The 12536-nt window shown below is 55.4% G+C and carries 12 protein-coding genes; 2 read left to right on the top strand and 10 right to left on the bottom strand.

Features of this window, described 5'->3' with window-relative positions; translation table 11 throughout:
- Nucleotides 1–14 precede the first annotated feature (14 nt).
- Both glyS and ABNV41_RS12430 read right to left on the bottom strand, forming a co-directional pair.
- Nucleotides 15–2075 (bottom strand): glycine--tRNA ligase subunit beta, encoded by a 2061-nt coding sequence (glyS, locus tag ABNV41_RS12435; RefSeq protein ID WP_349934778.1) that lies wholly within the window; start codon nucleotides 2073–2075, stop codon nucleotides 15–17.
- Between the two features lie 4 nt (nucleotides 2076–2079).
- Nucleotides 2080–3126 carry a glycine--tRNA ligase subunit alpha gene (locus ABNV41_RS12430; protein ID WP_196332610.1) on the bottom strand — a complete coding sequence of 349 codons (1047 nt, stop codon included), beginning with the start codon at nucleotides 3124–3126 and terminating at the stop codon, nucleotides 2080–2082.
- 75 nt (nucleotides 3127–3201) lie between these two features.
- On the opposite strand from ABNV41_RS12430, the gene ABNV41_RS12425 reads away from it, so the two are divergent.
- On the top strand, nucleotides 3202–4026 hold the full coding sequence (locus ABNV41_RS12425) for a DUF2076 domain-containing protein (RefSeq protein ID WP_050819124.1): 825 nt from the start codon (nucleotides 3202–3204) through the stop codon (nucleotides 4024–4026).
- 41 nt (nucleotides 4027–4067) lie between these two features.
- Here ABNV41_RS12425 and ABNV41_RS12420 read toward each other — a convergent pair whose 3' ends face one another.
- The 5 genes from ABNV41_RS12420 to ABNV41_RS12400 form a co-directional block, all read right to left on the bottom strand.
- Nucleotides 4068–4562 (bottom strand): helix-turn-helix domain-containing protein, encoded by a 495-nt coding sequence (locus tag ABNV41_RS12420; RefSeq protein WP_080986739.1) that lies wholly within the window; start codon nucleotides 4560–4562, stop codon nucleotides 4068–4070.
- A 155-nt stretch (nucleotides 4563–4717) separates the two neighbouring features.
- Nucleotides 4718–5514, bottom strand: a protein-coding gene (locus ABNV41_RS12415; protein ID WP_082779839.1) for an IS5 family transposase whose coding sequence is annotated in 2 segments (ribosomal slippage) — nucleotides 4718–5175 and nucleotides 5175–5514 — 798 coding nt in all. Because the reading frame shifts where the segments join, the coding sequence is not laid out codon by codon here.
- Between the two features lie 56 nt (nucleotides 5515–5570).
- Nucleotides 5571–7217: an apolipoprotein N-acyltransferase gene (gene lnt / locus ABNV41_RS12410; RefSeq protein ID WP_050819126.1), complete on the bottom strand. Its 1647-nt coding sequence runs from the start codon at nucleotides 7215–7217 to the stop codon at nucleotides 5571–5573.
- 64 nt (nucleotides 7218–7281) lie between these two features.
- Nucleotides 7282–8130 carry a GNAT family N-acetyltransferase gene (locus tag ABNV41_RS12405; RefSeq protein WP_003623791.1) on the bottom strand — a complete coding sequence of 283 codons (849 nt, stop codon included), beginning with the start codon at nucleotides 8128–8130 and terminating at the stop codon, nucleotides 7282–7284.
- Complete coding sequence (locus ABNV41_RS12400) at nucleotides 8127–8615, bottom strand: Fur family transcriptional regulator (protein WP_006116856.1); 489 nt, start codon at nucleotides 8613–8615, stop codon at nucleotides 8127–8129. Before ABNV41_RS12400 ends, ABNV41_RS12405 begins: the two co-directional genes overlap by 4 nt.
- A gap of 159 nt (nucleotides 8616–8774) precedes the next feature.
- On the opposite strand from ABNV41_RS12400, the gene ABNV41_RS12395 reads away from it, so the two are divergent.
- On the top strand, nucleotides 8775–9068 hold the full coding sequence (locus tag ABNV41_RS12395; protein WP_003623789.1) for a sulfurtransferase TusA family protein: 294 nt from the start codon (nucleotides 8775–8777) through the stop codon (nucleotides 9066–9068).
- A 63-nt stretch (nucleotides 9069–9131) separates the two neighbouring features.
- Here ABNV41_RS12395 and rho read toward each other — a convergent pair whose 3' ends face one another.
- The 3 genes from rho to ABNV41_RS12380 all read right to left on the bottom strand — a co-directional run bounded on the left by rho (nucleotide 9132) and on the right by ABNV41_RS12380 (nucleotide 12390).
- Nucleotides 9132–10430, bottom strand: a complete 1299-nt coding sequence (gene rho / locus ABNV41_RS12390; protein ID WP_042787093.1) for a transcription termination factor Rho — start codon at nucleotides 10428–10430, stop codon at nucleotides 9132–9134.
- A gap of 234 nt (nucleotides 10431–10664) precedes the next feature.
- A complete protein-coding gene (locus ABNV41_RS12385; protein ID WP_087651699.1) occupies nucleotides 10665–11198 on the bottom strand; it encodes a hypothetical protein in 534 nt (177 codons plus the stop codon).
- 1 nt (nucleotide 11199) lies between these two features.
- Entirely contained in the window at nucleotides 11200–12390 is a 1191-nt protein-coding gene (locus tag ABNV41_RS12380; protein WP_349934777.1) for a magnesium transporter CorA family protein, read from the bottom strand.
- Nucleotides 12391–12536: the final 146 nt, after the last annotated feature.

Here is a 12536-nt window from a genome sequence, read left to right as displayed (position 1 = left end):
GATAATGTGGGTGATTATCCCTCAATCTGGCTGAAATCTGCAATCAGCCGCATCATACGTACAACGCGGGAAAGCAGCTTCAGGCGTTTTAGCCGCAGCTCTGGTTCTGGAGCATTTACCGTTACCACTTCAAAGAACTTATCCAGCGGCTCGCGCAGGCTGGCGGCTTCGCGCATGGCATCGGTAAAGTGTTCGGCGGCAAAGTCCTTTTCTACGGCAGGTTCCACACGTTCCAGCGCGTCAAACAGGGCGCGCTCCTCATCCTGCGTGAACAGGGCGGGGTCTGGCGTATCTTCGTGCGGGCCGTCTTTCTTGTCTTCAATCCGCAGAATGTTGGCGGCGCGGCGCGTGGCGGCCAGCAGGTTTTTGCCGTCTTCTGTTTCCAGCATGTCCTGCAAGGCATGGGCACGGGCCAGCAGGCGCACGATATCCGTATCGGAATTATCAACGGAAATTGCGGCCAGACAATCATGCCGCGCCCCTTCAGAGCGTACCTGCACGCGCAGACGTTCGGCAATGAACTGCGGTAGCAGATCCAGATCAGGCGCATCCTGCAAATCAGCAGGCAGAGCTTCGGCTGCCAAAACAAACAGGCGCACCAGATCAAGCCGCAGATTGTTTTCACGGATCAGGCGGATAACACCCAAGGCTGCACGGCGCAGGCCGAACGGATCTCCCGAACCCGAAGGTTTTTCACCCGCAGCAAAGAAGGCCACCAGCATATCAATGCGGTCAGCCAGCCCCAGCACAACGGAAACCGGAGCAGTTGGCACCGAATCACCGGGGCCGCGTGGGGTGTATTGTTCGCTAATGGCCTGCGCCACGGCAGCACTTTCGCCGTCATGTTTGGCGTAGTAACCGCCCATCACACCCTGAAGTTCGGGAAACTCCCCAACCATACCGGTTGTCAGGTCGGTTTTGCTCAGTTCAGCCGCGCGTTCGCAGTCGGCCTTGGGTGCACCCACCATGTCGGCCAGAATACCGGCCAGACGCACCATACGGCGTGTGCGATCACCCTGAGAGCCCAAGCTGGCATGGAAGGTGATGGAATCCAGCGCCTTCAGGCGGGAAGCCAGCGTTTGCTTGCGGTCCAGATCCCAAAAGTGGCGGGCGTCTGCAAAGCGGGCACGCAGCACGCGTTCATTACCGGTGACAATAAGCGTGCCATCATCTGCCGGCACAATGTTGGCCACAAAAGCAAAGCGCGGTGCAGCCGTACCATCGCTGTTGCGCAGGGCAAAGTAACGCTGGTTCACACGCATGGAAACCTGCATCACTTCAGCAGGCAGTTCCATAAACTGCGCATCAATCTGGCCAAGGAACGGCACAGGCCATTCCACCAGCCCGGCTACTTCGTCTACCAACCCGGCATCTGGCACAATTTGCAGCCCTTCGGAAGCTGCCAGAGCGTTCAGGCCTTCTGTAATGGTTTTGCGGCGTTCTGCAGCATCCACCATCACGTGGCGGTCATGCAGGGTTTTCCGCCATTCCGCAGCGCTGGAAACAGCCACAGCACCGGGGTTGAGGAAGCGATGGCCCTCTGTCAGGTTGGCAGCCACCAGATTGTGCCCGTTATCTTCACCCTGAGCGAGGGAGAAAGGCACGGTTTCACCATCCAGAATGCACAGGATGCGGCGCAGCGGGCGCACCCATGTAAAGCTGCTGCCAGCCCCCCAACGCATGGATTTGGGCCAAGGGAAGCGCCGCAGCAGATCAGGCAGCACAGCCGCAATATGGGCCTGTGCGCTTACGGCTGGTTCTTCACGCTCCAGAATCCAGAACCCGTTCTGCAATGTGAGCGCATCACGTGTTACGCCGTGCTTGCGGGTAAAGCCATCCAGCGCCTTGTCTGGCGCGCCCTCACGCGGGCCGCGTTCAGAAACCGTGCGGCCGGGCACGGTGGCATCAATGTTCAGGCTGGCAGCAATACGGCGTGGGCCAGTGGCCGCCACGGCATTTTGCGGGTGCAGAGGGGCCAGAGCTTCTGTCAGCAGGCGCAGGAGGTTTTCCCCTGCCTGGCTTTGCATGCGGGCCGGAATTTCTTCAGAGAACAGTTCTATCAGCAGTTCGGGCATTATCTTACTTGTCCTCGCCAGCCAGCCAGGTTTCACAGCATAGCTTGGCCAGATTACGCACTCGGGCAATATAGGCGGCACGTTCGCTCACGCTGATAACGCCGCGCGCATCCAGCAGATTGAACAGGTGGCTGGCCTTCAGGCACTGGTCATATGCAGGCTGGGCCACACCGGTTTCTGCCAGTGCCACGCTTTCTTTTTCTGCATCTGTAAAGTGCTGGAACAGCAGGTCTGTATTTGCCAGTTCAAAATTATGGCGGGAATAATCTTTTTCGGCCCGCAGGAACACATCACCGTAGGTCAGGCCCGCGCCATTGTAATCCAGATCGTACACGTTCTCTACGCCCTGCACATACATGGCCAGACGTTCCAGACCGTATGTCAGCTCGGTAGAGGGCAGAGTTACGGGAATACCGCCAACCTGCTGGAAATACGTAAACTGCGTGACTTCCATACCATCACACCAGACTTCCCAGCCAAGGCCCCATGCACCGATGGTGGGATTTTCCCAGTCATCTTCCACAAAGCGGATATCGTGCAGTTCCGGGTCAATCCCGATGGCGCGGTAGCTGTCCAGCAGCAGTTTCTGGCTTTCTTCCGGCGTGGGTTTGAGCAGAACCTGATACTGATAATAGTGCTGCAAGCGGTTTGGGTTTTCCCCATACCGGCCATCGGACGGGCGGCGGCAAGGCTGCACATAAGCCGCTTTCCACGGTTTGCTGCCAAGGGCGCGCAAGGTGGTGTGGGGGGAAAGAGTGCCCGCGCCAATTTCCTGATCATAGGGCTGGAGAATGGCGCATCCCTGTTTGGACCAGAACTGGTGAAGGGTCAGGATAAGATCCTGAAAGGAAAGAGGCCGCTCAGTGGGGCGGGGAGACGCCGGGTCCATGATCAGGGTGCTACTCCGGTAGGTTACGTTATAATGCAGCTCATACATGCTGCGTGCGGGCACACCATACAGCCCCATGCGCCGAACCGGAAGAGAAGGCAGGCCATGGTGCAATTCTTCCTGCGCAGGGCTTCTTGCATCGCGCTTGTATCCGCGCCACATCTTGGACAGAGTGTTGGCGTAAAACAAAGGCTATAGCCGCCAGTGTTAGCCCCCAAAGGGCAGGGAAGGTATGGGATGAATAACGACGAACGCGATCTGATCGAAAAATTCTTTGCGCGTGTAAGCGGCGCACCACAGGGCGGTTTTGCCAGTGTGCCCTCTACGCGGCCCAACCTGCCCCCGATAGACCCGGAGGCAGACCAGTTTATTGCGCAGGAATTCCAGAAATATCCGGAAGCGCGCTATCGCATTACCCAGATGGCGGTTGTGCAGGAAGCAGCGCTGGTAGAAGCGCAAAACCGTATTCAGCAGCTTCAGTTCCAGTTGCAGCAGGCCCAGCAGGCTTTGCAACAGGCACAGCAGCAGCAGGGTGCCGGGCAGCAGAAATCTGGTGGTTTCTTTAGCGGCCTGTTTGGCGGCGGGCAGAATGCACAGCCGCAACCGCAGCCAACGGCGGCTCCTCCGGGTTGGGGTGGTCGTCCTGCAGCAGCGCCCATGCCGCCGCAGTATCAGCCGCAGCCCATGCCGTATGGTATGCGCCCCTCCATGTTTCAGGGCGGTTCCGGCTTTTTGGGCAGCGCGCTTTCCACAGCTACAGGTGTTGCTGGCGGCATGATGGCCGCCAATGCGCTGACCAGCCTTTTCAGCGGGCATCATGATGCCGGTGCAGCAGGTGGTGATGCAGGCTGGGGTGGTGGTGCAGCCCCCACGGAAACCATTAACAATTACTATGGTGATGCAGGAGCAGGAGCTGGAGCAGCGGGCGCAGATCCGTTTGGTGGTGCTGGCACCAGCGCAGACCCCAACTTTGACGCGAACAGTTCTGACTGGGGCGGCGATGCCGGAGACGCTGGAGATGCCGGTGGAGATTGGGGTGGCGGAGATGATCAGAGTTTCTGATTCACCTCACTTACAAAGGGCGGCTTTAAGGCCGCCCTTTTTTATTTGGTCCCACTCATTGTTTGCATGAGTTCGAGAATTTTTTGGCGCATTTGGGCATCTGGAATACTGTAATATGCGCGCACCAGTTCCAGTGTTTCCTGATTTTTGAAAATATTTTTTGTATCTGTTGTAGAAGTTACAGGAACATTTTTGTCCGATATTGTGCCAAAGCTTTTACGTGTTTCTGAAAAATGCGCATGTTTGTTGGAAACAGCTTCAGCGGGATACATATCATCAAAAAAGAAGTTGATCGGCACATCCAGCGCGCAGGCAATATGGTACAGCCGTGATGCACCCACACGGTTTGCGCCACGTTCATATTTCTGAATCTGCTGGAAGGTAATTCCCAAAGCTTCTCCCAGTTTTTCCTGAGAGAGGCCTAGCAGTGTGCGGCGTAGTCTTATGCGTTTGCCAACATGGGCATCAATGGCAGTGGCAGCAGCATGAGACTGGATCATGGTGGTGTCGATCGGTTCGTGCTCCGTGTGTTTCACGCCTCGAAACTTTTCATGCTTTCATGAGATGAGATGCTCAAGAAGATTAATATTTTATAAAGATGTTTGTCATTTCCTCCAAAAGAAAAACAGCGCAGACATCTGTTTAAAAAGGAACTGCGCCATAAAATTAAAAAATGATGAACTAGGGCCTGTTAGGGCTTGATCCAGTCTGCTGCGGCAGCGATGTGGATGACCGCGAGGAACGACGTTGCTGTTTTTTCATATCTGGTTGCGACAGCGCGCCACTCCTTGAGGCGAGCCCAGAGGTTCTCAACGAGATGCCGACACCGATAGGCCCATTTGGGGCAGGCGACCGGGCCATCGCGTCGTTTCGCGGGAATGGCTGGCCGTGCTCCCATGTCCCATATCCGTTCACGCATGGCGTTCGACGCGTAGCCCTTGTCCGCTACTACCCACAGGGGAGTGGCGGGAAGGCTGTCGAGCATGGCTGGTGCCAGAGGCAGTTCATGAGCCTGTCCAGGGGCCAGCGCAAAACCGAAGGCTTTTCCATGTCCATCAGCGATCACGCAGACTTTTGTGCCATAGCCGCCGCGAGAGCGGCCAAGTGCTTCACGATGGTCTCGCTCTTCGAAAGAGGCCCCTTTTTTTGGGCTCCCGCCGCTTTGTGGTGAGCCCTGATGTTCGTGCCATCCAGAAAAGTCATTCCGAATGCCACTCCCTGTTGTTCCTGAACCAGTGCGAGCAGCCGCTCCCATACGCCGAGCTTCGCCCAGCGGATGAAAAGCTGCGCAGCCCGCCACCACGGACCCAGTTCAGCGGGGATACTCCGCCATTTCGCGCCATTCTCATGACGCCAGAAAATCGCTGCTATCGTCCGCCGCAGATCATGTGGCGGCGTCTTGCCCCTCGGGCGAACCTCCTCAATCAGAGGTTCCCAGATCGCCCATGTCTCGTCCGTAAAGGTGCCTGTTCTGTCTCCTTCTTCCATCCCTACAATATGGGAAGAAATTCAAGATCTAACAGGCCCTAGTAATGAATAAAAAGTTAGATTTTGTTGCGCCGGAGAGATGCTCCAAGCATCAGCAACGCACAGCAGAGTAAAGGAACGGTTTGCCCGTAATGCCCGAAAAATGTGCGAGGCAGCGCAGCAGGTACAGCAGAAACAAGTATTCCTGTTTTGTCCCACTCCAATTTGGAAAGAAGATGGCCTCTGCCATCAAACGCGGCAGAAATACCTGTGTTGGCAGCTCTGACTATGGGTAACCCTTCTTCTACAGCCCGCAAGCGCACGGATTCCAGATGTTGGCGTGGGCCTGCACTATTACCAAACCAGCCATCATTCGTCACATTAGCCAACCAGCGCGGACGGTCATGAGGGTTGGTGACATCGCCTGAAAAAATAACCTCGTAACAGATTAACGGACCAACAGGGGGAATGTTGGCTAAATGCCATGTTTGTGGGCCCGGACCAGCAGCCAATCCGCCTTGTGGTACAATCTGCAACGGAATGAAGGAGGGTTGATACTCTCCAAAAGGTACAAGGCGTGCTTTGTCATACACGGCACTTACGGCGCCATCGGGCGCCAAAGCTAAAACGGAATTGCGGTAACGCCCATTATCATCCTGGCGAAGTGCTCCAATAATTCCTGCATCTGCCCCCAGTGCCCAGTCCATAATAACTTCGCGGGCTTTGGGCGTATCCTGCAACAGATCATAGCCGGGAAAAGAGGTTTCTGGCCATAAAAACACAATAGGGCGGTAAGGTGTGCCAGAAGCTGCCTGCTGAATCTGAATTTGCCGCGCCTGCTGCACACCTTGGGCTGTCAGACGCAGGTAACGCAAAAAGATATCTCTTGGGCGTAACCTGCCTACTTTTTCAGTTTCCGGCACATTGCCTTGCACCATAACAGCTATTGGGCCGGATTCTCCTTGGGGGTGAATGCTGTAAAAGCGTGCTGCCCCAACACCAAGCCAAAGCACACAGGCCGCGAGACTGCCCACGTAAATTCTACGCCGCGCTGCAGATGAGCAGCACGGTGTTGCTGATTGCGGTGTAAATGGCGTGCGCAGATGTAGGCTGTCTAATAAGGCGCTCCCGCATAACAGGCTTACCAGTACAAGCGCCAAAGTCAGCCCGTCTTCCCCCATCCATGCAGCAGGTTGAATGAGCAGGTCCCCAACAGGGCCGGGTATGGCAAGGCAACTGCCCAGTGCATTCCATGTAAAGCCGCTGAATAAAAATGTGCGGCCCATATCAAACACTGTCCACGCACCGGCAAAAAATGCCAAACGGCGCAGTCCCGCAGGTACAAGAAGGCTTAACGCGGCTGGCGCGCCTACCATTGGCGCAAGAATGAGAGCACACCCCATGGAAGGGAAGGGTACAAACCACCAGAACTCATCTGCGCGGATGAGCACCGCATTAACCAGCCAGTAAAGCCCGGCGGTGTAAAAGCCAAAGCCAAACAGGCAGCCAGCCCACGCTGCGTGTTTCCAGCTTGTTGTGGTGTTGAGTATCCGGCTCAGTATGCCAAAGGTTAGCAACAGGATAGGTAAAAAATGCAAAGGGGGTAGAGCCAGCGCAGAAAGAGCGCCAACCCCCAGCATAAACCCCATAAAACGCCAGTTTTCCCGCCAGCACCGGCGCAGGCGGGTATGCGCCGTTTGAAAAAACGCGGGCAGTTTTACCACGGCGCAAACCTTAGTTTACTGACTAACAGAAAAAGAAAACGGACGTTGAAAAAGCTGCCCGTTCTCAGTCCAGCGCATCGCGCAGGCGGCGTTCGTAGTGCCTGTAATATTTGTCTGCCAGCAGTTCACTTTTAACCAGAATAGCCACATCTGTGGTGTTGAACTGCGGGTCCACCACGGCGCCATCACCTACATAGCCACCTAGCCGCAGATAGCCTTTGATAAGTGGGGGCAAGCCTGCCAAGCATCGGCGCAGGTTCAGGCTGTGCGGGTCTGTGCGCAGCATTTCCACTTTCCGGTCTGGCAATGCACGTACGCGCAGGGCCGGAGGGGCCAAGTGGTTGTGATACAGATAAGTCAGCTCATCTGCCATTTTATCCGGGTCTGTTCCCGGCAGGCTGGCGCAGCCAAACAGCAGATCAATCTGATGCAGAAAAATGTAGGAGGCAATGCCGCGCCATAGCAACTGCATGGCTGTGCGCCCACGGTAGTTTTTATCTACGCAGGACCGGCCCACTTCCAGCAATTTACCGGGGAATTCTTTTAGCGGCGTAATGTCATACTCGCTGGAAGAATAAAAACGCCCGATTTTTTTTGCGGCGTCACTTTGCACCAGCCGGTATGTGCCCACCACGCCCCGTGCGTCCGAGGCAATAGCGTGGTCAATAACCAGCAGGTGGTCTGCTACATTGTCAAATTCATCAATATCGCGTTTCAGGCGCAGGGTTTCGCCCTCGGGGCGTGCACCCATTTCTTCATAAAAAACGCGATAACGCAGGGCCTGGGCTGCTTCCAGCTCGGCCTCTGTTTCTGCAATGCGTACGCTCAGGGTGCCACCACGCAGTTCAGGAAAGCCTTTGCGTTCCAGATCCAGCGCAGAAAGCCCCCCTCCGTTGTTGCGCGTTGCACTCATGCAGCATTTCCTTTCTGGCGGGCGCGAGAGGATGTTTTGGTGCCCGGCTTTGCAGCGGATTTTTTGCGGCCAAACAGCTCAAGCCGCATGGAAACAAATTCAAAGCCCAGCCGATCCGCCACTTTTTTCATCAAGGCTTCATGTTCCGGGTCTTCAAACTCTATAACCTTCCCATTATCCACGTCTATCAGATGATAATGGTGACGCCCATTTTCCGTTGCTTCATACCGTGCGCGCCCACCGCCAAAATCTCGGCGTTCCAGAATGCCTTTTTCTTCCAGAAGGCGTACGGTGCGATACACCGTGGCCACTGAAATGCGGGAATCCAGCGTTAAGGCACGGCGGTACAGTTCTTCCACATCTGGGTGGTCGTCTGCTTCAGACAGAACACGCGCAATAACGCGCCGCTGTCCGGTCATTTTCAGGCCGTGTTCAACACACAGCTGCTCGATCCGCGATTCTGCCGACTGTGCCTTCAAGATCACAAATCCTGCTTTGAGTTACAATTTGTGTTTCAGGTTTCAGGTAGCCGAAAGTGATAGGGTTTGTCCAATTTTACACTCGCTGGCAGTTTTTTTATGCGATGCAGGCCCCTATCTTTTGCAGATGAGCTTACATTTTTTGCCATTTTGTGGAGTTTTTGAATGACCCGTTCTGCTGCATACGTGCCCGATTTTAACGTGCAGGAAGAGCCACGCATTGCCGTTTTGGATATTACAACGGAAAAATGCCCCATGACATTTGTGCGCACGCGCTTGGCGCTGGATGGTCTGCCGCCGGGTGGTTTGCTGGCTGTGCGCCTGAAAGGGGAGGAACCGCTGAAGAATATCAGCCGGTCTGCCCGTGCATTGGGGCATACCATTTTGTCTGATGTGCCGCAGCCCGATGGCAGTGTGGTGCTTACGCTGCGCAAAAAACAGGAAACGCCTGCCTCGTAAACCGAAGCAGGCGCTCTGTAGAAAAGAACTGATAGAGGGGAAGGCTAAAAAATGCCTGCCCAATCAGTTGTTCATGGCTTCGAAGAAGTCGTTGTTGGTTTTGCTGTATTTCAGCTTGTCCAACAGGAAGTCCATGGCGTCCATCGTGCCCATAGGGGCCAGAATACGGCGCAGAACCCACATTTTGGACAGCGTAGCCCGATCCACCAGCAGTTCTTCCTTACGGGTGCCGCTCTTGGTGATGTCGATCGCGGGGAAGGTGCGCTTGTCTGCCAGCTTGCGATCCAGCACCAGTTCGGAGTTACCCGTGCCTTTGAATTCTTCAAAAATCACTTCGTCCATACGGCTGCCGGTATCAATCAGCGCGGTGGCGATAATGGTGAGGGAGCCACCTTCTTCAATATTACGGGCAGCACCAAAAAAGCGCTTGGGCCGCTGCAGGGCGTTGGCATCCACACCACCGGTCAGCACCTTGCCGGATGAAGGCACAACGGTGTTGTAGGCGCGGGCCAGACGGGTGATGGAATCCAGAAGGATCACCACATCGCGCTTGTGTTCAACAAGCCGCTTGGCTTTTTCCAGCACCATTTCCGTAACCTGCACGTGGCGGTGTGCGGGTTCATCAAAGGTGGAGGCAATCACCTCACCGCGCACAGAGCGCGCCATGTCGGTTACTTCTTCGGGGCGTTCATCAATCAGCAGAACAATCAGGAAAACTTCCGGGTGGTTCGCGCTGATGGAAGAGGCAATGCTTTGCAGCATAACCGTTTTACCCGAACGGGGCGGCGCCACAATAAGGGCGCGCTGGCCCATACCAATGGGGGAAACAAGATCGATAACGCGCGGCGTAAAGTCTTTTTGCGCGCCTTTCTTGCCTTTTTCGGCCTTTGGTTCTGGGGCGGAAGCCTGGCTTTCCACTTCCATCTGAAGGCGACGTTCAGGGTAAAGTGGGGTCAGGTTATCAAAGTTGATGCGGTGGCGTACGGCATCCGGTGGCTCAAAGTTGATCGTGTTGATCTTGAGCATGGAGAAGTAGCGTTCACCATCACGCGGGGCGCGAATCTGGCCTTCTACCGTATCACCCGTGCGCAGGCCAAAGCGGCGCACCTGAGTGGGGGAGATGTAAATATCATCCGGGCCGGGAAGGTAGTTTGATTCGGGGGAACGCAGGTAACCAAACCCGTCATGCATGATCTCAAGCGTGCCTTCGCCGTAGATCGCCTGGTCGTTGTCGGCCAGTGCCTTCAGGATGGCAAACATCATGTCCTGCTTGCGCAGGGATGACGCGTTTTCAATATTCAGGTCTTCAGCGCAGGCCAGAAGATCCGCTGGGGATTTGGCCTTGAGTTCCGCAAGATGCATCTAGGAAATGCCCTGACTGGCAAAAGTTCATAAGGGATATGTCAGGATTTCTCATGCCATCGGCTGCCGAAAGCGCGCGGCTATGGCAAATAAACACCTTGCTGGAAGGTGATGCCGGAGCAGAATAATCCAGACTAAAGGGAGGATGCGCTGGGCAGGTGAAGTCAGCCAGCACTATGGAACCGCATAATAACGATGGCCCGATGTGTCGTCAATAACCTTGTGGTGTGGGCTTCATGGCGTTGGCGCGGGTGTAATGGCCGCATTCCACCCGGCGCGCGTCAGCCACACGGCAGAAATGGACATATCGGGCGAGATAAAGCTGTTGACCTGCGACCACAGTTGGGAAGGGTGCATGGTGCGCGTAAGCCCGCCGGAAATCTGATCTCGCGAGCACGGGCCATTCAGGTGCAGGCTGTCTTCCTTCAGGGTGGCTGTGAGCTGGCATGCACCTGTTTGCCCATTTTGCAGGTCAGGCGCAGTGCCTTCCACATCTGCCGTTAGCAGCGGGCGCATGGTGCCATCCAGCAGCATCAATTCCCCTGTCACATGGCCTTCTGTAGAGGGATGAAGCCCTACAAGAAGCCGTTTGCCACTGTGTGAAGAAATGGCGGCATAGCGCAGAGGCTCGGTACTGAGATGATCAAAAAATGCCTGATATCCGTTAGGCGGCGGAGCCTGAACGGGTGTGGAAGGCGCGGCATGTGCCGTAGCAACGGCCCCCATAAGAGAGGCGCAGAAAAAAGCCGTTTTCCAGAACTGATGCATCTTACTTGATCCCTCCCAGCCAGCCTTTTTTCCAGAACCACAGTAGCGGCAACACAATGGTGGAGGCCATAAGCCCGAGTGAATACCAGTATCCGAAAGACCAGTTCAGTTCAGGCATGTTCTTGAAGTTCATACCATAGATACCGGCAATCAAAGTTGGGGCAACACCAATAAAGCTGACAACTGTCAGCACCTTCATCACCCCGTTCTGTTCAATGTTGATAAAGCCCAGCGTGGCATCCAGCAGAAATTCCACCTTGTCCTGCGCTTGGGAAACATAGGCATCCAACGAGGAAAGGTCTCGGCTTACGGTGGTAATGCGCATCCGCAGCGGGTTAGAAAGTGCATAGGCGGCGGCAGTATTGCTCCCCCCTTCTTGCGGTACGGAATCCGTGGTGATGTGGCGTGTGCTCAGCATGTATCCGGGGGTGGGAATGGCGCTGGCCGTTTTGCGGCTTTCGCTCAAAAACAGGGCAATGCGCTCCATGCCCAAAAGCGTATCGCGCATACGTGAACACAGATTACCCGAACTGCCAACGCGCTGGAGCAGATCACGCTGCCAGGAGGCAATATTACGCACTGCGGACCCAGATGGGCGGGTGCGGAAAATATCGTGAGAGAGGGTATCCAGCAGGTCTCCCACACTTTCTAAAATATCGGCCAGCCGGTCCACAATGGTTTCAATCAACGCCACCAGAATTTCCCCGGCATGCAGGGTTGCATCATGCTGGGTGTGCAATGGGGCAGAGGGCGCGGCTGTGGATGCAGGCGTAGGGGCCGTTGTTTCTGGCGTGGGAATAGCATGGGGGGCAGGCATAACCTGCGCATGGTCCGCCACAAGCAAAGCCACCGTTTCAAAAGACTGGTAGGCCTGAAAGCGAATAGTGAACAGCCGGTTTTGCGTGAGAATAAAGCCTACCGGTGTTGTCTGAAATTCCGGGCCAGTTTTTTGTAATAAAGGGGAGGAAAGAAAGGCCGCACCATTGCGCACGCTAATGCGGGATGAACTTTCAATTTCATTCAGATCATCCAGAGTGGGAATGGGCTGGCCACATAACTGGGTTGCCAGGGCCTGTTCCTGTGGTGTGGGGTCTAAAAGGTCCAGCCATACGGCATCGGCGGCGTCGGCTGCGGTCTCAATAGCCCGTGCGGGCATACCAGGCCGGTGGGCCAGGAACATGCGTTTCTCCATTTTGTGCGCGCGCTACCGAAGGCAGGCAGGGCCACTGTTTTCTGAACACAGAATGTCAGGTGGCGGTATGGGCTGCAAATATTCAACTGTTACAAATTATGCGGCCTTCTACATGTTTCTGGCAAGGTTACGTGGTTGCAGGGCTG

The organism is Acetobacter sp. A11-2 (assembly GCF_040208445.1).
Lineage (GTDB): Bacteria > Pseudomonadota > Alphaproteobacteria > Acetobacterales > Acetobacteraceae > Acetobacter > Acetobacter oryzoeni.
The sequence above is the reverse complement of the archived record's forward strand: the minus strand, read 5'-3'. Positions and strand labels throughout refer to the sequence as shown.